The sequence below is a fragment of the Pseudomonas syringae genome (genome assembly GCF_002157375.1).
GTDB lineage: Bacteria > Pseudomonadota > Gammaproteobacteria > Pseudomonadales > Pseudomonadaceae > Aquipseudomonas > Aquipseudomonas syringae_T.
In genome coordinates, this window is the sequence record NZ_MTSA01000030.1 from 16,187 (window position 1) to 36,925 (window position 20,739).

Below are 20,739 nucleotides of genomic sequence, written 5' to 3' on the forward strand. Positions count from 1 at the left end.
CAACGTGGATTATCCCAAGAGTGTGCCAAGCGTAGGCTTGGTCAGCGGTAAATTTGTAGATGAAAACCCGGCCACCGGCACGCCCGGCTCGCTGATCCCGGCGGCATGGGGGAACTCGGTTACGCAGGAGATTTTGAATGCAATGGCCGCTGGCGGCGAGCTGCCGGACGAAACCAGAACAGATCAACTCGCATCGGCCATTACCCAGATTGGTTCGCAAGTCAGACAGGCCTATCGGGGTGCCGGTTTCGGGTATACAGCATCCGAAACCCTCCTGCCGGGAATAGCGGGGCACTGGCACAGGATCAACGTCGCAGGCATCACACTCACACTGCCTTCCAAAGCGAACGTGACGGTCGGTAAGTCCGTGACTTTTCACAACGCATCACCCGGAGCAGCAACCATCAAGGCCAGCGGTGCAGAGGTTATTTCTCTGTTCGGCTCTAGCAGCAATACGTTGCGGCTAAATGCTGCGGAGTGGGTGGAGCTTGTCTTTAACACTGACGCGATCTACATCACCAAGCGCGGCAAAATAACAGAGGTAGTGGGGATCGACTCTCAAAAAGTGCTCTCCTTCAATACCGATACTGCCTTTACAAAAGACCAGATGGAGTTACTGCTGCTAGACGCTACTGGCGGCAATCGTGCTTTCACACTGCCCTCCTCAAATGCTGCACTGGGCGTAAAGGACGTCATTGTTCGCAGGGTAGACGGCAGTGGCAACCGGCTGACCGTGAATGCAAGTGCCGGGGAAAAGATCAGGTTTCATACCCATTTAAATGCTGCTGGTTATTCCTTTCTGGTTCTTATGGGGGCTGGCGACTGGTGGCATCTGCGCAGCGATGGTGCCGGAAGCTGGTGGCCAATAGGGCGATATGACAGCACTCCTTTGGGACGGCCTGTTTTCGAGACAACGACTTTGTTCAGCCCAGGAGGATATGGAGCGTTGAACGGTGGGCTTCTTAACCGCGCCGACTGGCCGTGGCTTTGGGATCATGCGCAAAAGTCAGGAATGCTTTACACCGAAGCAGCTCGTACCGGTAAGGAAGGTGGATGGGCCAGTGGCGACGGCGCTCTGACCTTCCGAGAGCCGGAAGGCCGGGGCGAGTTCCTGCGGGTACTGGATGAGTCTCGGGGCGTCGACACGTCGCGTATCGCCGGTTCTTGGCAGGACGGTACTTGGCTCAGGACGGTGGCTCAGGAGTGGAGCGGGTCAGATGTAGAGACTGGCACCTACCTGCTGGGCAGCGGTCATGCCCAGGCAGATGGACGCCTCAACTCCACAGGCCCTAATGGCGTGTTGCCGATCGGTGCATTGGTTCCAGCTGGAGGTTCTGAGTATCTCCGTGTAACGACAGATAACGGCGCGACGGGAGCTGCTATGAGGGACGACCAGCAACCGCTGAACAACTGGATTCGTTTCCGTAGCCGCAACATGGCCTATCCCGGCCGTATTAAACTGATCTGAGGACATTATGCCTACTTACTTGATAGATGAATCCGGAGCTCTTATAGGGCCCGTCGAACTACCGATTGTCCCTGGACTGGGCGAGCAAACTCCCAGCAATGCGGTGAGCTTGCCGGAGTTGCTGAATCAGCCGAACACAGGCTTTGCCTGGACGATGGTCAATAATGAGCCGCAGCAGGTCATGGATCGTCGTGGCCCTATGTATCGCATAAACGACGGTTCATTAGAAGAATGGACACGTCTGGGTGCGCCTCCTGAAACGCTTACTACCAAGCCACGGCCTGGCAGATACTACGTTTGGAGAGAGGGTGAATGGGTTCTTGATACCGAAGCGCAGAAGGCCGCTTTGGCTTCCGCTGCTCTGCTTGTTCGTGACCAGCGTTTGCAGGAGGCAACTACACGTATCGCCCCGCTGCAGTATGCCGTAGAGCTGGAAGACGCAACTGAGGCCGAGAAGGCAAGTTTGCTCGAATGGAAACGCTACAGCGTCAAACTGAACCGGATCGAGCAAAGCCCTGATTACCCTTTCCAGATCGAATGGCCGTCACTCCCCTCGGATGCAACGGCTTTGTAGAAACGACTGCGAAAGCGGCTTTTTTGTCTGATTTCCGGGGGGCTTCATATGCTCTCGGCATGATCAATGTCTACATCATCCAACTAAAGTATTGGGAAAATAGCCGAGTGCAATGCAGGCCTGCTTCTTTGTGCGAGCGCTAACTATTTGAAAAGAGGTGTCGAGCGTTTCATTAAGCTTTATTCATGGCGCTTGAAAAACAGCGTGCTGCAGATAACTTCAAGATTGCTGATGAATAATCGGGTGCGCATAAAGTGCCGGCCACTGATCAAGCACACTTGCTAAATAAATTATATAAAAGGAATTCACATGAACCTAGTCCCTCTCTCTCGTCACCCACAATGGGCAGATCAAGCCCACACGTCCATGACGCTATGGGTAATCGTTAGCGAACCCGGCTATATGGATCGTCAGGACGCTATATCGGTCTCTGCCAATCATCCGGACCCGCAATACGTAGCGCTTTTCAATCGGGCAATCGCCGGTGAGTTTGGTGAGATTCTTGAGCCGAGCGAGTTGATGATTCTGATGAGCGTCAACTCGGAGCGCAGCGTCTACCTGGGCAGCGCGACCAAAAAAATCAACGAGCTGGATTTTCAACTGACCATCGTGCAAAACGCTATTGCATCGGGGTCTGCCACGGACGCTCAAATCAAATCCCGGCCTGCGCTGCAAGCCGAGCTTGATGCTTATTCGCTGTACCGGGCCCAGCTCTCCAATCTGGAACAGCTCACGGGCTTTCCGATGTCCTTCGTATGGCCCGTTCCGCCAGCGACGCCATTTGTTTACGTGGAACCACCGGTTGTGCCGACACCTCCTACAGGCGTGAGTGAAGACGAGCTGCCGTGGGTCATGAACAGCATTCGCAACCCTCGTTGGGTCGATCAAGCGCATACCGCTATCGTGCTTTTGATCGTCTTTGAAAAGACCAAAGATACCAAGGGCGAGGAGGCGGTGACTGTTGCTGCCAACTCCCTGAAGCCGCAAGCCAGAGAGCTTTTCAATCGTGCCTTTAACGGTGCGTTTGGCGTGATTCTCGAGCCGATCGCGGAGGTGAGTACAGGCGACGTCATGAGTCAACGCAGCGAATACTCGGCCATGGCCACTGCGAAAGTCGATTCGTTGATCAGCAGGCTGAGCACCGTACAGAGTGCCATTGAGGCCCAACAGAAAATCCTGCCTGCGTTACACGCTGAGCTCAACGCATATTGGCTCTACCGGGTGCAACTCGCCCAGCTCGATTCGCAGCCAGGCTTTCCGGAATCGTTCGTCTGGCCCATGCCGCCTGCGTCGCCTTTTGTGTACGCAAAGGCGACTGAATCGCCGACGCCTTTTATAGGCGTCAGTGCAGACGAACTGCCCAAGTCTTGACGCCCCGCACTGACGGGGCGTTGTTTTATCCGCAGTGTTCATTGCGCATGCAACAGGAAAGCGTCATCGACTTGGGATGTAAGCAAACGACTCAGGAGGACCAATACCTACAAACCAGCAATACCTGCTGCCCATCCTCCCCAACGCCTGCCCTCAAGTCGGCGTTTTTGTTTCTGTCATCGAAAACATTGCAATCGTTCATCGAACACTTCAAACGCTGGTCAGAAACGCTGACAAGCGCTCCCTGCCACTCAGACTAAACAGGAGGTCCACTGACGCCCGCAAGCGTCAAACATTCATAACTCCATACTCTCTTAATAGAAAATCAAAGGTATTCATATGTACACAGTAATAAGCGCTCGTGATCCACGTTGGTCCGATATGACACACACATACATTAATCTGTGGGTGTTGTTTGCAGAGTTTAAAGACACTTACGGCGAGGTGCCTTTCAGTGCGTCTCCCAACGACTCCGCTGCTCACGGAGTTGATCTGTTTAACCGTGCCCTCGCCGGTGAGTTCGGCCCGGTTCTCGAACCGACCGAGGAGGCGGTCTTGCAGCTGGTGACGAGTCAGCGAAATAACTTATCAAGTAACGCTACCTATCGAATCCACTCGTTGCTGGACGAACTGGATATTCTTCAGGACGCCATAGCAATGAATCTGGCGACCGAAGAGCAATTGAAATCCGTGCCAGCAATAAACGCTGAGCTGTACGCGTTCCGTCTTTATCGCGTGCGGCTTTCCCTAATTGACACATTGCCAGGTTATCCTAGGAAGTTCGACTGGCCAGTGGCACCGGCGCAGCCTTTTGTGTACGTGCCGCCGTCTGAATAGTTGGATATCTGGCAGGGCGTGCGCGATAACGAATGGCACCTGACGTCGACGACTAACGTCGGCGTTATTGTTTCTGCTTTCGATATTGCGACGTCCTGCCGGTGTGACGGTCACACACTACCCACGTCATGACGCCCCGCACTGATGGGGCGTTTTTCTGCAATTCGAGTGACTCCCCAATCACGAGAGCTTCGTTAATTGGGGGGCACGGACGAGTGCTATAAGTGCGGCAGGAGTAGCCATGCCAATCAACCAACAGCAACTACTACACATCCTCCCCAACGCCGGCCCTCAAGCCGGCGTTTTTGTTTCTGCGCTCAACGCCGCCATGGCCCGTTACGCCATCAACACTCGCCTGCGTATCGCCGCGTTCATTGCCCAGATAGGGCATGAGTCCGGGCAGCTTCGGTATGTGCGTGAACTGGGTAACAACAGTTACCTGGCGAAGTACGACACGGGGCAGTTGGCGTTGCGTCTGGGCAATACGCCAGACGCCGATGGTGACGGTCAGCTTTATCGGGGGCGCGGGCTGATTCAGGTGACGGGGCGGGCCAATTATGAAGCGTGCGGGGAAGCGCTGGGGCTGGATCTGTTATGCCAGCCGCAACTGCTCGAACAGCCAGGCCACGCGGCCATGTCGGCGGCGTGGTTCTGGGACCGGGCCAACCTTAACGCACTGGCAGACAAGGGGGATTTTCTGATGATCACCCGGCGTATCAACGGTGGCACCAATGGCCTGGCGGATCGGCAAATGCTGTATCAGCGCGCGCTTGAGGTGCTGCCATGAAAGTGCCGGATGTGCGCTTCCTGATCCTGGCATTCGTGCTGGGCGCGGGAATGGGTACATGGGCCGCCTGGAAATGGCAGGCGGCTCGCTATGACCTGCAACTGTCCTCGCAAGCGCTGACCTGGCAACACGAGCGCGAGCAGGCGGCCTTGGCAGTTATCAACTGGCAGAACGCCGAGCAAGCGCGGAGGCGGGCGCTGGAAGTCCGTCTGCAAAATAACGATACAACCCTTCACAAGGAGTTGAGCGATGCACAGACCTCTCAAGCTCGTTTGCGCGACCGTCTGGCCACTGCTGATCTGCGGCTGTCAGTCCTTCTCGCCAGCCCGCCCGCAGGCGACGGAGTGCCAGCCGCCGACGCCAGCGGCATGGTTCATGGAAGCTCGCGAGGCGAACTTGACCCAGCGGCTGCTGGACGAATTGTCGCCATCACCGATGACGGTGATCAGGGATTGATCGCCTTGAAGGCCTGCCAAGCCTATGTGCGCGAGATTGCGCATTGATGTTCCCCTCGGCTCCCCACCCTCGGCCATCGTGCCCCCGCCTGAATCCCGCCTCCGCAAGGAGGTGCGGCCCTCTTTTCAGCCTTGACAGGCTGTTCAATCGGTATCCTCCGGTACATTCATATTGCACCGGCCCATTCGGTACGCTAATGTCCCGAAACGTACCGATGAGACCCCTTCCGTGACGACAGTCAGCAAGCTTTTGATGCGCGTTATCAAGGCCCACGCCCGTTGGCGTTGGCGCGCCTGACTATTTCCTTGCCGGCCCTGCCGGTCCCGTACCTGTATGCCTTCGATTTGTGATGTTTTCTGCCCCGGTCACCCCAAGCCTTGCGGCTGAAGGGGAGGCATGAGTGAAGCAGAATCCGGAAGGCCTGAATCACGTCAGTCAATCAAAAGGTTAATAGCAAAATGCTGCTGATGATCGATAACTACGACTCCTTTACCTACAACGTCGTGCAGTACCTCGGTGAGCTGGGGGCAGACGTCAAAGTCATTCGCAATGACGAACTGACCATCGCCGAGATCGAAGCCCTCAAGCCCGAGCGCATCGTGGTCTCGCCCGGCCCGTGTACACCCAATGAAGCCGGTGTCTCGCTGGAAGTGATCAACCACTTCGCGGGCAAGCTGCCGATCCTGGGCGTCTGCCTTGGGCACCAGTCCATCGGTCAGGCATTTGGTGGCGAGGTGGTCCGCGCGCGTCAGGTGATGCATGGCAAGACCAGCCCTGTGGTTCACGAAGACGGGGGCGTGTTCGAAGGCCTTAATCATCCGTTGGTGGTCACCCGTTACCACTCGCTGGTGGTTAAAAGGGATACGCTGCCCGATTGCCTCGAAGTCACGGCATGGACATCGCTGGAAGACGGCTCGGTTGACGAGATCATGGGCCTGCGTCACAAAACATTGAACGTGGAAGGGGTGCAGTTTCACCCTGAATCGATCCTGACCGAGCAGGGCCACGAGTTGTTTGCCAACTTTCTCAAACAGAGCGGCGGCCATCGTCAGGTTTAAGGACTTTTTATGAACACCCCGATGAGTATCAAAAGTGCGCTGAACCGCGTGGTCAATCAGCTGGACCTGACCACTGACGAGATGAGTGACGTCATGCGCGAGATCATGACCGGCCAATGCACCGAAGCGCAGATCGGTGCGTTTCTGATGGGCATGCGCATGAAGAGCGAAACCATCGACGAAATCGTCGGTGCTGTTTTGGTCATGCGTGAGCTGGCCGACAAAGTGGAGCTGAAAACCCTCGAGGGTGTGGTCGACATCGTCGGGACCGGCGGTGATGGCGCGAACATTTTCAATGTGTCCACGGCTTCAGCGTTCGTCATTGCTGCCGCGGGCTGCACGGTGGCCAAGCACGGCAACCGCGCGGTGTCGGGCAAGAGCGGCAGTGCCGACTTGCTGGAGGCGGCGGGTGTGTACCTCAACCTTACGCCGGTTCAGGTGGCGCGCTGCATCGACAGCGTCGGTATTGGCTTCATGTTTGCGCAGTCTCATCACCGTGCGATGAAACATACTGCCGGCCCTCGCCGTGAATTGGGGTTGCGCACGCTGTTCAATATGCTTGGCCCGCTGACCAACCCGGCAGGCGTTCACCATCAGGTCGTCGGCGTGTTCAACCAGGCGCTGTGCCGCCCGTTGGCTGAAGTGTTGTTGCGTCTGGGCAGCAAGCACGTGTTGGTGGTGCATTCTCAGGACGGTCTGGATGAATTCAGTCTGGCCGCGCCCACCTTCGTGGCCGAGTTGAAGAATGGCGAAGTGACAGAATACTGGGTGCAACCCGAAGACCTGGGCATCAAGAGTCAGAGTCTGTACGGTCTGGCGGTGGAAAGCCCCGCTGCCTCGCTGGAGCTGATTCGTGATGCGCTGGGGCGCCGCAAGACCGAGAACGGGCAGAAAGCGGCAGAGATGATCGTGCTCAATGCCGGTGCTGCGCTTTATGCGGCCGACCACGCTACAAGCTTGAAAGAAGGCGTGGCACTGGCGCACGATGCGCTGCACACCGGCCTTGCGCGGGAAAAACTGGAAGAGTTGGGTGCTTTTACAGCGGTATTCAAGCAGGAGAATGAAGCATGAGCGTGCCAACCGTACTGGAAAAGATTCTTGTCCGAAAGGCCGAGGAAGTCGCTGCCCGCCGCGGGATCGTGAGTCTGGCCGAGCTTGAACAGCAGGCTGCCAAAGCTGATGCGCCTCGTGGTTTTGCCAACGCAATGATCAGTCAGGTCAAGAAAAAGCAGCCAGCCGTCATCGCTGAAATCAAGAAGGCGTCGCCGAGCAAAGGCGTCATCCGTGAGAACTTCCTGCCGGGCGACATTGCCAGAAGCTATCAGGCGGGTGGCGCAACCTGTCTTTCGGTGCTGACTGATGTCGATTTTTTTCAGGGCTCCGATGCCTATCTGCAGGAAGCGCGGGCCGCCTGTAATTTGCCGGTGATCCGCAAGGACTTCATGATCGATCCGTACCAGGTGGTCGAAGCACGAGCGTTGGGCGCCGACTGCATCCTGCTGATCGTGTCGGCGCTGGATGACGCACAAATGGCCGATCTGGCCGCGGTTGCCAAGAGCATGAAGCTGGATGTGCTGGTTGAAGTGCATGACGGCGACGAGCTGGATCGTGCCTTGAAGACGCTCGATACACCCTTGGTAGGTGTCAATAATCGCAACCTCCACACCTTCGACGTCAGCCTTGAAACCACGCTGGATTTGCTGACGCGTATTCCGCCTGATCGCATCGTGGTCACTGAAAGTGGCATTCTCAATCGGGCTGACGTCGAGCTGATGGAAGTCAGTGATGTCTATGCGTTCCTGGTGGGTGAGGCATTCATGCGCGCCGAAAAGCCAGGGGCAGAGTTGCAGCGACTGTTCTTTCCGGAGCGCAAGTCGGCAGCGGGCGGTTCGTTCAGCGGTTGATCATGTGAGCTGAACACACGGTGAGGTCAAGCATGCAAGACCCGATCATCGATACCTGTGTCGAACAAGGCTTGCAGGCCGAACAGGATCTACTGGCATGCGTGTGTGCAGGTGCTGTGAATCACGGGCTGTTGTTCTGGCGGCCCAGTGACCGGGCGCTGGTCATGCCGCGACGCATGAGCCGGCTGCCGGGTTTTGTCGAAGCCAGTGAGGCGCTGTCGGAGAGCGGATGGCCCGTGTTGCTGCGCGAAACCGGTGGTGAGCCGGTCCCTCAGTCTGCTGCCACGCTCAATATCGCACTGGTCTACGCCCAGCCACCCTCTGATTCCGACCGGGATCGCATCGAAACGGCCTATCTTCGGCTGTGCCAGCCGATTCTCGATCTGTTGCTGGCGCTGGGTGGGCAGGCTTCACTGGGTGAAGTGGCGGGTGCATTCTGCGACGGTCGTTTCAACGTCAACCTTGATGGCCGGAAAATGGTCGGCACCGCTCAGCGTTGGCGCCAGAGTCAGGGCGGAACACGGCCGGTGGTATTGGTGCATGGTGCGCTGTTACTGAATGACGAACGTGCGCAGATGGTAGCGGCGGTCAATCGCTTCAATGAAATATGTGAGCTTGACCAGCGTGTGCGCGCCGAGAGTCATGTTGCCCTGCACGAAGCGTTTCCTGATGCGCAGGTTATCGAGTGTCTGGCGCAGAGCTATCAGCGTGTGCTTGCCGAGCTCTGATTGGCGGTACCTCAGCGTGTGCCGTAGACCACCATTGTTTTGCCTTTGACGTTGACCAGACTTTGCTCTTCCAGAGCCTTGAGCACACGTCCGACCATCTCCCTCGAACAACCCACGATACGTCCGATCTCCTGACGAGTTATCTTGATCTGCATGCCGTCCGGATGGGTCATTGCATCCGGCTGCTTGCACAGGTCCAGCAACGTGCGCGCCACACGGCCAGTGACATCCAGAAATGCCAGATCGCCGACCTTGCGCGTGGTGTTACGCAGGCGTTCGGCCATCTGGCTGCCCAGGGCGTAAAGAATTTCCGGATCTTGCCTGGCCAGTTCGCGAAAGGTGCCGTAGGGGATTTCGGCCACCTCGCACTCGGTCTTGGCTCGTACCCATGCGCTGCGCACAGATTCATGCCCTGGTTGTTCAAACAGACCCAACTCACCGAAGAAATCACCGTTGTTGAGATAGGCAACGATCATTTCCCGTCGCTCATCATCTTCGATAAGCACGGTGACCGAGCCCTTGAGGATCAGAAACAACGACTCGGAACGATCACCTGCGTTGATGATGTTGCTTTTTGCGGCACAGCGCCGGCGTTCCGCATGAGCGAGTAGCTTGTCCAGCCTGCTTGCCTGAGGTGTAAAGGTTAGTGCGACCATGCGGGACTTCCGAAATAAAGACTATGGCCAAATGGCATACCTGTAGGTATCGGCTGCACCTGGGTTCTCAGCAGTTTTTCAAGGCGTAACGGGCACTATTTGCGAATATTCCTACACGTTTCCTGAAAAAAGCATTTTTTCCGAGGCACCCAGGCACGGTTTGACGCTGTGCTAAGCTGGCGCCCCCTTTTTTACAGTGGAGTCTTGGCGATGAAGGCACGCATCCAATGGGCTGGCGAAGCCATGTTTCTTGGCGAATCCGGTAGCGGTCATGTGGTGGTCATGGACGGTCCGCCCGAAAGCGGCGGTCGCAATCTCGGTGTCCGGCCAATGGAAATGGTGCTGATCGGCCTTGGCGGTTGCAGCAACTATGACGTGGTCAGCATCCTCAAGAAGTCGCGTCAGCCGGTCGAAAGCTGCGAAGCGTTTCTTGACGCCGAACGCGCAGACGAAGACCCGAAAGTGTTCACGAAGATTCACCTGCACTTCGTCGTGAAGGGCCGCGGTCTGAAAGAGGCCCAAGTCAAGCGCGCCATCGAACTGTCCGCAGAGAAGTACTGTTCGGCATCGATTATGCTCGGAAATGCGGGTGTGAAGATCACTCACGATTATGAAATTGTCGAACTGGGCTGATCGCCAGACATCCAACGATCATAAAAACGGCGCACACTCTGGCAGACGGCTTCGGACGTCTGCATAATGCGCCACTTTTTCAGGGCGCAGCGTGCATTGGTTTTCTGCTGCTGCCCGAACAGACAACCAAAATCGCCAACGCGAAGAGGTGTTAACCGTCCTACGCAGATGAGCCGGACTCAACTGACGGGCATGCTTGATCACGCGGCTGGCGCCGCACCCATATAGAGAGTTTTTAACGGTGAAAAGCAAACTCAAGCTCCACGGGTTCAACAACCTGACAAAGACCTTGAGCTTCAACATTTATGACATCTGCTATGCGGAAACCCCGCAGGACCAGCAGGCGTACGTCGAGTACATCAACAGTGTGTACGACGCAGAACGCCTGACGCGGATTCTGACTGATGTTGTCGATATCATTGGTGCCAACATCCTGAACATTGCGCGTCAGGATTACGATCCACAAGGTGCCAGTGTGACCATTCTGATCTCCGAGCAGCCGGTGACGCCTACCGAAAGCCAGATCGAAGAGTCGCCAGGTCCATTGCCGGAAACCATCCTGGCCCACCTGGACAAGAGCCACATCACGGTTCATACCTATCCGGAAATTCACCCGGTGGACGGTATTGCCACGTTCCGCGTAGACATCGATGTGTCGACCTGCGGCGTTATTTCACCGCTCAAGGCGCTGAACTACCTGATTCACAAGTTCGAGTCGGACATCGTGACCGTCGATTATCGCGTGCGCGGTTTCACCCGTGACGTGGAAGGCAAAAAGCATTTCATCGATCACGAAATCAACTCGATCCAGAATTACCTGTCCGAAGACACGCGTAACGGTTACCAGATGACCGACGTCAACGTGTATCAGGAAAACCTGTTTCACACCAAAATGCTGCTCAAACAGTTCGAATTGGACAACTACCTGTTCGGCGATGCGACCAGCAACCTGTCTCCCGAGCAGCGTGAACAGGTGACTGCGAAGGTCAAACACGAAATGCTGGAAATCTTCTACGGTCGTAACGTAGCGGTATAAACCCGGATTTCGGACATTAAAAAGGCGCCTCTTGCAGGCGCCTTTTTTGTTCGTCAAATGCGATAAGTGGACCTGGTCATGACCTTGGCCAGCACACTCATGCCGAACTTGACCGGGGCCGGAAAGCGAAAGCCTCCTGCCTCCAGAGCGGACTCGGCGTGGTGTTCTTCGTCGCTGAGCATCTGTTCCAGAATGGCCCGGGACTTACCGTCTTCAACCGGAAGCTGTTCAAGGTGCTCGCTCAAGTGCTTGCACACCTGATCTTCCGTTGCCGCGACAAAACCCAGGCTGACTCGGTCACTGATGACTCCGGCCACGGCGCCCATCCCGAACGACAGGCCATAGAACAGCGGGTTCAGCACGCTGGTGTGGCTGCCAAGTTGATGAATGCGTTGTTCGCACCAGACCAGATGATCGATCTCTTCTTCGGCAGCATGCTCCATCGCCTTGCGGACTTTGGGCAGCTTTGCCGTCAGCGCCTGGCCCTGATACAGCGCCTGGGCACAGACTTCGCCGGTATGATTGATGCGCATGAGACCCGCGACGTGGCGCGTGTCGACGTCACTCATCTTATGGTCGGGCTGGACGACGGCCGGGGAGGGGCTTCGGGCGTGGGAGCTGGATGTCAACAGTGTGCGCATTGCGCTGTCGGCTTGAAGTAACAGACGGTCGATCGGGGAATATTGACGTTCGGTAGCCATGGGCACCTCCGGAAGATCATGACGGGAGTTTACCCCAATCAGCCGGAGGCGGCAGGGCCTGTGTCGTCCGGCCAGCGATTATCAGCGTCGCTGGCCGGCGCGCAGGCCCGACATGCGGGATCAGCCCGGAGGCCAGTTCATCTGGCGCTGACCCAGCACGTGCATGTGGATGTGATAAACGGTTTGTCCGCCCAGCTCGTTACAGTTCATGACCACACGAAAGCCTTCTTCGCAGCCCAGCTCGAGGGCCAGACGCTGCGCAGTAAACAGGATATGCCCTGCCAGGCCTTTGTCTTCTTCGGTCAGATCGTTCAGGGTTCGAACGGGCTTTTTCGGGATAACCAGAAAATGCACAGGTGCCTGAGGGGCAATGTCATGGAAGGCCAGCACTTGATCATCTTCGTAGATGATCTTTGCCGGAATTTCCCGGTTGATGATCTTGGTAAACAAAGTTTCCACAGCCGTTGCTCCTTGTCGGTTGATGGGCGTCGCAGGGTAATGCCATGCAGCAGTGAGCCCGAGTGTACTGAGCGAGGCGCGGCTAGCCCAGCCGTTTGTCGTCAGCGCGGGCAGAATTTCTTGTTGATATAACCGCTGATCTGGCGTGCCAGCCAGCGTGAAACCAGGCGCGGGCTGAGCGTCCAGAACCTGTTGCTAAAACCTGGAATGATGACCGCACGGTTTTTCTCCAGCGCGCGGACGGTGTACAGCGCGACCTCTTCAGGGCTCATCAGGTTATCGACGTTCACCTGCAGTTGCGCCGTACGGAAAAAAGCTGTTCGGGTCGGCCCCGGGCACAACACCGAGACCTTGACCCCGGCTTTTTTCACTTCCTCGCGCAGCCCTTCGGAAAAGTGCAGCACGTAGGCCTTGCTCGCATAGTAGGTGCTCATCCACGGCCCCGGCTGAAAAGCAGCCACAGAGGCGATATTGAGTATCTGCCCGCCACCCTGAATGGCCATGAGGTTGCCGACCGTATGGCAAAGGCGTGTGAGCGCGAGGATATTCAGGTCGATCAGGTCCTGCTCGGCGCTCCAGTCCTGCGCCAGAAACGGCCCGCAAGTACCGATACCGGCGGCGTTAACGAGCAGGTCGATCTGATGGGCACCGTCTTCCAGCTCCAGCAGAAAGCCTGAGAGTCGCAAAGGTTCGCCCAGGTCGCATGCGCGAAACAGCACTTCGACGCCAAAGCGCTGGGTCAGCTCCAGTGCAATCGTTTCCAGAAGGTCGCGTTGACGCGCGACCAGGATCAGGCTGCGACCACGGCGTGCCAGCGCTTCGGCCATTGCCAGGCCTATGCCACTGGAAGCACCGGTGATCAGGGCGTAACGGGTCATGCATTTCTCCATTGAGCGTATTGCGCCCGGCATTTCGCCGAACCGTGAGCCGTCTGTTACTGACTGCTTTGTTCCTTGGGCTCTTGGTAGACATCCGCCGGCGCAGTCAAGGCACTGTCATGGTCTTCTTCATCGTCGTAAGGCAGGGATTGCTCGTACTCGTCGGTTTGCAGTGCCAGTTCCTCCTGGGCCAGTTTTCCAATGCCGTAATAAATACTGGCTACCGAGATCACCGGAATCATCGCGATCCAGATGATTCCCAGCACTTTGACGCCGCGCGTGTTAGGCGGTGGTGGCGGACCGAACGGGTTGGGACCTCGAGTGCCTGGCAAAGCCATGATCAGGAAGGGGAACAACGTGCCTACGAATGGCACCAGGTTCAACAGCAGAAGCCAGCCGGACCAACCCAGGTCATGCAGCCTCTGCACGCCAATCATCACGCCGATGGTCATGAAGGCCACCAGCAGAACCGCGATCAGCAAGCCCCCGCCGACCAGCGACCAGCTCATGACCATCAGGGCCAGCGACATCAGCGCCACAAGGGTCACGCACTGCACCATGCTCCACGCCAGAAAACGCAGGCGCCCGATGCGGCCATTGGTGGTGAAGACCTTGAGCGTCGAGTGTCCGTAATGCTCATTGACCACCGGTGCCTTGGGTGGCGCATACGGGGAGGCATCCTGGGCTGCCTGTCTGGCCGGTGACCACGGTGTAGCCTGCGCGGAGACCTCATCAAGGTTGAGGCTGATTGCCTGATCGGGTTCTACATACGCTTCAACACCCGCATTTTTAAGGGCGTCGATGTAGCGCTCGGCCTCCGCCCGGACCAGGCCGCGTTTGAGTGCAACGGGTTCGCCGTTGAACAGCTTTTGAACGGCCGCCGTCTCGCTTTTGAACAGCCCGGCCAGATTGGCCTTTGCGGTTTCTGGCTCTACGCCTTCACGCACCTGCCCTGCAAACATGATCTTGTAGAGGGTTTCGGTCATACAGGGCTTCCTTGTCTTGATTTGAGAACATTTCGGGTTGCTCTGCTTAAGCACAGCGTTCCGTCATGTCGCGAGTAAAGGCGATGCGAAAGCCAGTCAAAAGGGTTTGACGATGACCAGAATCACGATGGCAATAAGGATCAGTACCGGGATTTCATTGAACCAGCGATAGAACACGTGGCTGCGGCCATTTTCCCCACGGGCGAAGCGTTTCATCTGTGCGCCGCAGACATGGTGATAGCCGATCAGCAGGAAAACCAGTGCCAGCTTCGCGTGCATCCAGCCCTGGCTGAAGTACCCGCTGGCGTTGAAGCTGATCAGCCAGCCGCCAAACACCAGCGTTGCGATCATTGCCGGGGTCATGATGCCACGGTACAGCTTGCGCTCCATCACGATGAAGCGCTCGCGGCTGACGGTGTCCTCGCTCATCGAGTGATAGACGAACAGCCTTGGCAGATAGAAGAGGGCTGCAAACCAGCAGACCATCGATATGACATGCAGCGCTTTGATCCATAGATAGAGCATTTTTGGTTATTCCCAGGTTCACGGTGGCCGAATAGTAGTGTCTTGTGCGTCCATACGTCACGTTGTCGGTTGTCGCAGACGCCATAGGCTCCTATTATCGACCGCTTTCCAGTTGTTTCGTTGAGGGCAGGTTATGGTCAAGGTCGGTATCGTCGGCGGCACGGGTTACACCGGTGTCGAGCTGCTGCGTCTGTTGGCACAGCATCCGCAGGCAGAAGTGGTCGTCATTACCTCGCGCTCGGAGGCCGGTCTGCCTGTCGCCGATATGTACCCGAACCTGCGAGGCCATTATGACGGGCTTGCGTTCAGCGTCCCTGACGTTAAAACCCTGGGTGCCTGTGACGTGGTGTTCTTTGCCACGCCCCACGGTGTGGCGCATGCCCTGGCGGGTGAACTGCTAGCGGCAGGCACCAAGGTTATCGACCTGTCTGCCGACTTCCGTCTGCAGGATCCGGTGGAGTGGTCCAAGTGGTACGGCCAGCCGCACGGTGCGCCGGAGTTGCTGAAGGACGCGGTGTACGGGTTGCCTGAAGTCAATCGCGAGCAGATAAAAAACGCGCGTCTGATTGCCGTGCCGGGCTGCTACCCAACCGCGACCCAGCTGGGTTTCCTGCCACTGCTTGAAGCCGGTATTGCCGATAACACTCGCCTGATTGCCGATTGCAAATCCGGTGTGAGTGGCGCCGGGCGGGGGCTGAGCATTGGCTCTCTGTACTCCGAGGCCAACGAGAGCTTCAAGGCTTATGCCGTTAAAGGCCACCGCCACCTGCCTGAAATAACCCAAGGGCTGCGTCGCGCTTCCGGTGGCGACATCGGCCTGACTTTCGTTCCGCACCTGGTGCCAATGATTCGGGGTATTCATTCCACACTGTACGCAACCGTCGCTGATCGTTCTGTGGATCTGCAAGCCCTGTTCGAGAAGCGCTACGCCGATGAGCCGTTTGTGGACGTGATGCCTGCGGGCAGCCATCCTGAAACCCGTAGCGTACGTGGCGCCAACGTTTGCCGTATTGCCGTGCATCGTCCACAAGGTGGTGATCTGGTTGTCGTGCTGTCGGTCATCGACAATCTGGTCAAGGGCGCGTCGGGTCAGGCGGTTCAGAACATGAACATCCTGTTCGGGCTGGACGAGCGTGCCGGGCTGTCCCATGCGGGCATGATGCCTTAGTCGAATCGCTTGCAGCGCCTCTCCAGCAAATAGTTGACCGATTTTCTAGGAGAAGCGGATAATGCCGTCATTACGCATTACGACGGCTAACGCCGGGAGATATCTGACATGAGTGTTGAATCCTTCACGCCTACGGCTTTGGAATTCACCCCAAATGCAGCGCACAAGGTGAAAACCCTGGTCGACGAAGAGGGCAATGACCGCCTCAAGTTGCGCGTGTTCGTTACCGGTGGTGGGTGCTCGGGCTTTCAGTACGGCTTCACGTTTGATGAAGACGTGGCTGATGACGACACCATCGTCGAGCGAGAAGGCGTCAGTCTGGTGGTCGATCCGATGAGTTTCCAGTACCTGGCTGGCGCGGAAGTCGATTATCAGGAAGGGCTTGAAGGTTCGCGATTCGTGATCAAGAACCCGAATGCATCGACTACCTGTGGGTGTGGCTCTTCGTTCTCGATCTGACGGGGTCGACGCTGTAAACACAAACGCCGCTCATTCGAGCGGCGTTTTGCGTTCAGGCGCAAAGTGTCAGGCGGGGTAAATTGCGCCCAGTACCCGGCGGCCTTTGGCGCCGGTGACCGTTGGACGGTTTGCCGGGACGCCTTCAAGGCAGCAATGGGCCAGCCAGGCAAACGCCATTGCTTCCACCCAGTCAGGGTCCACGCCGAATTTCTCGGTGCTGTTGACCTCGGTGTCGGGCAGCAGCTCAGCCAGGCGTTTCATCAGCGCCTTGTTGTGTGCGCCGCCGCCGCAGACCAGAAGCTCCTTGGTAACCGCTTGGGCCATTTGCAGCGATTCGGTGATGGTCTGCGCGGTCAATTCCAGCAAGGTGGCTTGCACATCTTCCGGCGCCAGCGTTGGCAGCTGAAACAAATGGTGATGCACCCAGCCCAGGTTGAACACTTCCCGACCGGTACTTTTCGGGCCCTTGGTCAAGAAAAACGGATCGCTGAGCAGTTTTTTGAGCAGCTCGGGATCAACCTTGCCGCTGGCTGCCCATGCACCGTCCTTGTCATAGCTTTCGTGGCGCTGCGATTGTATCCAGGCATCCAGCAGCACATTGCCGGGCCCACAATCGAAGCCTTCAACCGGACGATCTGATTCGATCAGGCTCAGGTTGCTGAAGCCGCCAATGTTCAATACGGCGCGGTGGTCTTTATTGTCGTCGAACAGCGCCTCGTGGAAGGCGGGCACAAGAGGTGCGCCTTGTCCGCCTGCTGCGATATCGCGGCGGCGGAAATCGCTGACCACGGTAATCTCGGTCAACTCTGCCAGTAAGGCGGGGTTGCCGATCTGAATGCTGTATCCGCGCGCAGGTTCGTGACGGATGGTCTGGCCGTGGCTACCGATGGCGCGGATATCGGCAACGAGCATGTTCTGCTCTTTCAGCAGAATCTGTACGCCCTGTGCAACCAGTTTGCACCACTTCTGTTCGGCAATTGCCGCACGAGCAAACTCGTCCGCGCCGCTGGAGCAAAGCCCCAGCAACTCGGCATGCAGGTCTTCCGGCATGGGAATGTAGTGAGTGGCCACAAGCCTTGAACGGTCATCCTGCTTCAAAAGGGCGATATCAATCCCATCGAGACTGCTGCCAGACATCACACCTATATAGAAGAAGTCCATGGATTACCTTTTATTCGAGGCCAGCGTGGTGGCCTTTTCCTGATCCATGCGCGCCATCAACGGTTGGCTTAGCTGCATGAACCGCTGTTTTTCGGATTTGGCGATCGGATCCGCCATCGGAAGCTTCTGACCCAACGGGTCTACGTGAACGCCATTGACCTGAAATTCATAGTGCAAGTGCGGTCCAGTCGACAGGCCTGTTGTTCCAATATAGCCGATCACCTGACCTTGCTTGACGGAACTGCCCGTTTGCACACCTTTTGCGAAGCCTTGCATGTGACCATACAGAGTGCGATAGGTGTCGCCATGTTGAATGATGACGGTATTGCCGTAACCACCGCGACGGCCGGCCAGCAGAACTTTGCCATCGCCAGTGGCCTTGATGGGGGTACCGCGAGGCGCAGCGTAATCGACACCTTTGTGCGCGCGGATCTTGTTCAGGATCGGGTGCTTGCGACCCATCGAGAACATCGAGCTGATACGGGCGAAGTCAACCGGGGTGCGGATGAACGCCTTGCGCATGCTGTTACCGTCAGCGGTGTAGTAATTGGTGGTGCCTTGCTTGCTGGTGTAGCGGACGGCAGTGTAAGTCTTGCCACGATTCGTGAAGCGCGCCGCCAGGATGTTGCCGGTGCCGACGCTCTTGCCATTCACGACCTTCTGCTCATACACCACATCAAATTCGTCGCCCTTGCGGATGTCCTGAGCGAAATCGACGTCATAGCCGAAGATATTGGCCATGTCCATTGTCATGCTGTGCGTCAAGCCGGCGCGCTGGGCAGACTGCGACAGCGAGCTGTTGATGACCCCGTGAACATAAGCGTTGCGCACGTTGGGCTTGCTGACTTCGCGGTTGAACACGAAGCCTGTAGCCGTTTTTGACAGGCTGATGGTCTCGAGTTCGCTGAGCTTGGTATGCAATTGCTTGAGCTGGCCGTCCGGCGTCAACTCGAACTGCAGGGTCTGACCGTCCTGCAACTTGCTGAATTGCTTGGCCTGCTTGTCGCTGGCCAAGGCTTCGTGGACGCTGGCGGCGGGCAGGCCGACCTTTTCGAACAGTGTAGAAAGGGTGTCACCACGACTGACAGTGATTTCCTTATGAAGAGGATCCTTTGCTGCGGCCGGAACCTGCTTTTCGGCTGCAGCCTGCGCGGTTGCTGCTTCCTGGGCATTATCGTCGGCGTTATCGATCTGGGCGAACGGTGAATCAGTGCTTTCAGTTGTGGCTTGGGCGGCTTCTGGAGCGTCTTGGTTTTGTACGTCCTGATCAGGCATCTCCAGATCAAGGGCAAGGTTCGTTCGTTTGGCTTCAACTTCGCTTGAAGGAAAAACCAGGAGCGCCAGGCTCAACAATGCGGCGATGCCGCTTGCAGCGAGCAGGTGACTCTTCGGATAAAGCGGAGGCGCTTTAGGCGGTGTGTCTTTCATAGGTAATTTGACTTTGAAAAAGGTGAAATGGAAAAGATGAATGACATGATGAAGATGAAATAACTGTATAAAATATAACCAAAACCTGCTCGAAGCAACCCTCGCGGCGTATCAGTCACTGATTTGCAGGCCGAGGCTGGGCAAAACTTGTAATTGGGCGCTGATCTTGTAAGGTTGAGCCCCTTTGAAATGGGGGGCTGAAATGAAGTCGGTTGAAGAACAGCTGGCGCTTATAAAGCGCGGTGCGGATGAACTCCTGGTCGAGGCCGAACTGGTCGAAAAGCTCAAGCGCGGCCAGCCGCTGCGTATCAAGGCCGGTTTCGACCCGACAGCACCTGATCTGCACCTGGGGCACACCGTCCTTATTAACAAGCTGCGCCAGTTCCAGGATCTGGGGCATCAGGTCATCTTCCTGATCGGTGACTTCACCGGCATGATCGGCGACCCGAGTGGTAAAAGTGCCACGCGTCCTCCGCTGACCCGTGAGCAGGTTCTCGACTACGCCGAGACCTACAAATCCCAGGTCTTCAAGATCCTCGATCCTGCCAAGACTGAAGTGGCATTCAATTCGACGTGGATGGACACGCTCAGTCCAGCCGACTTCATCCGCCTGTCCTCCCAGTACACCGTTGCGCGGATGCTCGAGCGTGACGATTTCGACAAGCGCTATAAGAGCAATCAGTCCATTGCCATCCATGAGTTCCTCTACCCGTTGGTGCAAGGGTATGACTCGGTAGCCTTGAAGGCTGACGTCGAGCTGGGCGGTACCGATCAGAAATTCAATCTGCTGATGGGGCGCGAGCTTCAGCGCTCATATGGGCAAGAGCCGCAATGCATTCTGACCATGCCGTTGCTGGAAGGGCTGGATGGCGTCAAGAAGATGTCCAAGTCGCTGGGTAACTATGTCGGCATCCAGGAAGCGCCGGGCATTATGTACAGCAAGCTGGTATCGATCCCTGATGCCTTGATGTGGCGCTACTTCGAGCTGTTGAGCTTCCGCTCGATGGAGGAGATCAACGGGTTCAAGGCCGAGTGCGAAGCTGGAGCCAACCCGCGGGATATCAAGATCAAGCTGGCTGAAGAGCTGGTGGCGCGTTTTCATGGCGAAGAAGCTGCTGCCAATGCGCACCGCTCTGCGGGGAACCGTATGAAGGAGGGCGAGCTGCCGGATGATCTGCCTGAAATCTCGTTGGCTGCTGCTGAAGACATGCCGATCTCGGCTGTCCTTAATAAAGCAGGGCTGGTGAAGAACGCGGCGGTTGCTCGTGACCTACTGGCATCTGGCGGTGTGCGTATAGATGGTGAAGTGGTTGACCGTGGCTTTGTATTCAAGCTGGGTGCGACGCATGTTTGTCAGGCCGGGAAGAAAGCTTTCGGGCGTGTCAGCCTCGTATCTGAATAAAGTTCAAAATAACGGTTGACGCCCTCTGTGATCTGTCTATAATTCGCCCCACTTCCGGCGCAGA

The 20,739-nt window shown here is 56.9% G+C and carries 23 protein-coding genes; 15 read left to right on the plus strand and 8 right to left on the minus strand.

Annotation, left to right across the window (positions count from 1 at the left end; all coding sequences use genetic code 11):
• Window positions 1-4: 4 nt before the first annotated feature.
• The 10 genes from BW686_RS25020 to BW686_RS25065 all read left to right on the plus strand — a co-directional run bounded on the left by BW686_RS25020 (window position 5) and on the right by BW686_RS25065 (window position 9,183).
• Entirely contained in the window at window positions 5-1,468 is a 1,464-nt protein-coding gene (locus BW686_RS25020; protein WP_179149381.1) for a phage tail protein, read from the plus strand.
• Between the two features lie 7 nt (window positions 1,469-1,475).
• The gene (locus BW686_RS25025) at window positions 1,476-2,042 is read left to right on the plus strand and encodes a tail fiber assembly protein (protein ID WP_084920656.1); all 567 of its coding nucleotides are present in this window, start codon (window positions 1,476-1,478) and stop codon (window positions 2,040-2,042) included.
• 309 nt (window positions 2,043-2,351) lie between these two features.
• Complete coding sequence (locus tag BW686_RS25030; RefSeq protein ID WP_179149382.1) at window positions 2,352-3,413, plus strand: phage tail protein; 1,062 nt, start codon at window positions 2,352-2,354, stop codon at window positions 3,411-3,413.
• 339 nt (window positions 3,414-3,752) lie between these two features.
• Window positions 3,753-4,250: a phage tail protein gene (locus tag BW686_RS25035; protein WP_084920660.1), complete on the plus strand. Its 498-nt coding sequence runs from the start codon at window positions 3,753-3,755 to the stop codon at window positions 4,248-4,250.
• 241 nt (window positions 4,251-4,491) lie between these two features.
• On the plus strand, window positions 4,492-5,037 hold the full coding sequence (locus BW686_RS25040; RefSeq protein WP_084920663.1) for a glycoside hydrolase family 19 protein: 546 nt from the start codon (window positions 4,492-4,494) through the stop codon (window positions 5,035-5,037).
• The gene (locus BW686_RS25045; protein WP_179149383.1) at window positions 5,034-5,540 is read left to right on the plus strand and encodes a lysis system i-spanin subunit Rz; all 507 of its coding nucleotides are present in this window, start codon (window positions 5,034-5,036) and stop codon (window positions 5,538-5,540) included. The genes BW686_RS25040 and BW686_RS25045 overlap by 4 nt, the downstream gene beginning before the upstream one ends.
• 411 nt (window positions 5,541-5,951) lie before the next feature.
• Window positions 5,952-6,551 carry an aminodeoxychorismate/anthranilate synthase component II gene (locus tag BW686_RS25050; protein ID WP_084920666.1) on the plus strand — a complete coding sequence of 200 codons (600 nt, stop codon included), beginning with the start codon at window positions 5,952-5,954 and terminating at the stop codon, window positions 6,549-6,551.
• Window positions 6,552-6,572: 21 nt separating this feature from the next.
• Window positions 6,573-7,622 (plus strand): anthranilate phosphoribosyltransferase, encoded by a 1,050-nt coding sequence (gene trpD / locus BW686_RS25055; protein ID WP_084920704.1) that lies wholly within the window; start codon window positions 6,573-6,575, stop codon window positions 7,620-7,622.
• On the plus strand, window positions 7,619-8,455 hold the full coding sequence (trpC, locus tag BW686_RS25060; protein ID WP_084920669.1) for an indole-3-glycerol phosphate synthase TrpC: 837 nt from the start codon (window positions 7,619-7,621) through the stop codon (window positions 8,453-8,455). The genes trpD and trpC overlap by 4 nt, the downstream gene beginning before the upstream one ends.
• 32 nt (window positions 8,456-8,487) lie before the next feature.
• Window positions 8,488-9,183, plus strand: a complete 696-nt coding sequence (locus tag BW686_RS25065) for a lipoate--protein ligase family protein (RefSeq protein ID WP_084920671.1) — start codon at window positions 8,488-8,490, stop codon at window positions 9,181-9,183.
• Window positions 9,184-9,194: 11 nt separating this feature from the next.
• Here BW686_RS25065 and crp read toward each other — a convergent pair whose 3' ends face one another.
• Window positions 9,195-9,839: a cAMP-activated global transcriptional regulator CRP gene (crp, locus tag BW686_RS25070; RefSeq protein ID WP_084920674.1), complete on the minus strand. Its 645-nt coding sequence runs from the start codon at window positions 9,837-9,839 to the stop codon at window positions 9,195-9,197.
• A 210-nt stretch (window positions 9,840-10,049) separates the two neighbouring features.
• Between crp and BW686_RS25075 the strand changes: the two genes are divergently transcribed.
• Together BW686_RS25075 and speD are read left to right on the plus strand one after the other, a co-directional pair.
• Entirely contained in the window at window positions 10,050-10,472 is a 423-nt protein-coding gene (locus BW686_RS25075) for an OsmC family protein (protein WP_084920676.1), read from the plus strand.
• 241 nt (window positions 10,473-10,713) lie between these two features.
• A complete protein-coding gene (speD, locus tag BW686_RS25080) occupies window positions 10,714-11,508 on the plus strand; it encodes an adenosylmethionine decarboxylase (protein WP_003316303.1) in 795 nt (264 codons plus the stop codon).
• Window positions 11,509-11,561: 53 nt separating this feature from the next.
• On the opposite strand, the gene coq7 is transcribed toward speD, so the two are convergent.
• The 5 genes from coq7 to hemJ all read right to left on the minus strand — a co-directional run bounded on the left by coq7 (window position 11,562) and on the right by hemJ (window position 15,057).
• Complete coding sequence (gene coq7 / locus BW686_RS25085) at window positions 11,562-12,209, minus strand: 2-polyprenyl-3-methyl-6-methoxy-1,4-benzoquinone monooxygenase (protein ID WP_084920678.1); 648 nt, start codon at window positions 12,207-12,209, stop codon at window positions 11,562-11,564.
• A gap of 120 nt (window positions 12,210-12,329) precedes the next feature.
• Entirely contained in the window at window positions 12,330-12,668 is a 339-nt protein-coding gene (locus tag BW686_RS25090; protein ID WP_084920681.1) for a histidine triad nucleotide-binding protein, read from the minus strand.
• Window positions 12,669-12,769: 101 nt separating this feature from the next.
• Window positions 12,770-13,546: an SDR family NAD(P)-dependent oxidoreductase gene (locus tag BW686_RS25095; RefSeq protein ID WP_084920683.1), complete on the minus strand. Its 777-nt coding sequence runs from the start codon at window positions 13,544-13,546 to the stop codon at window positions 12,770-12,772.
• A 56-nt stretch (window positions 13,547-13,602) separates the two neighbouring features.
• Window positions 13,603-14,532: a DUF805 domain-containing protein gene (locus BW686_RS25100; RefSeq protein WP_084920685.1), complete on the minus strand. Its 930-nt coding sequence runs from the start codon at window positions 14,530-14,532 to the stop codon at window positions 13,603-13,605.
• 96 nt (window positions 14,533-14,628) lie between these two features.
• Entirely contained in the window at window positions 14,629-15,057 is a 429-nt protein-coding gene (hemJ, locus tag BW686_RS25105) for a protoporphyrinogen oxidase HemJ (RefSeq protein ID WP_084920688.1), read from the minus strand.
• Between the two features lie 133 nt (window positions 15,058-15,190).
• On the opposite strand from hemJ, the gene argC reads away from it, so the two are divergent.
• Complete coding sequence (argC, locus tag BW686_RS25110) at window positions 15,191-16,225, plus strand: N-acetyl-gamma-glutamyl-phosphate reductase (RefSeq protein ID WP_084920690.1); 1,035 nt, start codon at window positions 15,191-15,193, stop codon at window positions 16,223-16,225.
• Between the two features lie 108 nt (window positions 16,226-16,333).
• Window positions 16,334-16,684 carry an iron-sulfur cluster insertion protein ErpA gene (gene erpA, locus BW686_RS25115; protein WP_002551953.1) on the plus strand — a complete coding sequence of 117 codons (351 nt, stop codon included), beginning with the start codon at window positions 16,334-16,336 and terminating at the stop codon, window positions 16,682-16,684.
• A gap of 66 nt (window positions 16,685-16,750) precedes the next feature.
• On the opposite strand, the gene BW686_RS25120 is transcribed toward erpA, so the two are convergent.
• Together BW686_RS25120 and BW686_RS25125 are read right to left on the minus strand one after the other, a co-directional pair.
• Window positions 16,751-17,845, minus strand: coding sequence for an anhydro-N-acetylmuramic acid kinase (locus tag BW686_RS25120; protein WP_084920692.1), 1,095 nt, complete (start codon window positions 17,843-17,845; stop codon window positions 16,751-16,753).
• 3 nt (window positions 17,846-17,848) lie between these two features.
• A complete protein-coding gene (locus tag BW686_RS25125) occupies window positions 17,849-19,273 on the minus strand; it encodes a peptidoglycan DD-metalloendopeptidase family protein (RefSeq protein ID WP_084920695.1) in 1,425 nt (474 codons plus the stop codon).
• A gap of 202 nt (window positions 19,274-19,475) precedes the next feature.
• Here BW686_RS25125 and tyrS point away from each other — a divergent pair, with 202 nt between their 5' ends.
• Window positions 19,476-20,675, plus strand: coding sequence for a tyrosine--tRNA ligase (gene tyrS / locus BW686_RS25130; protein WP_084920697.1), 1,200 nt, complete (start codon window positions 19,476-19,478; stop codon window positions 20,673-20,675).
• Window positions 20,676-20,739 lie beyond the last annotated feature (64 nt).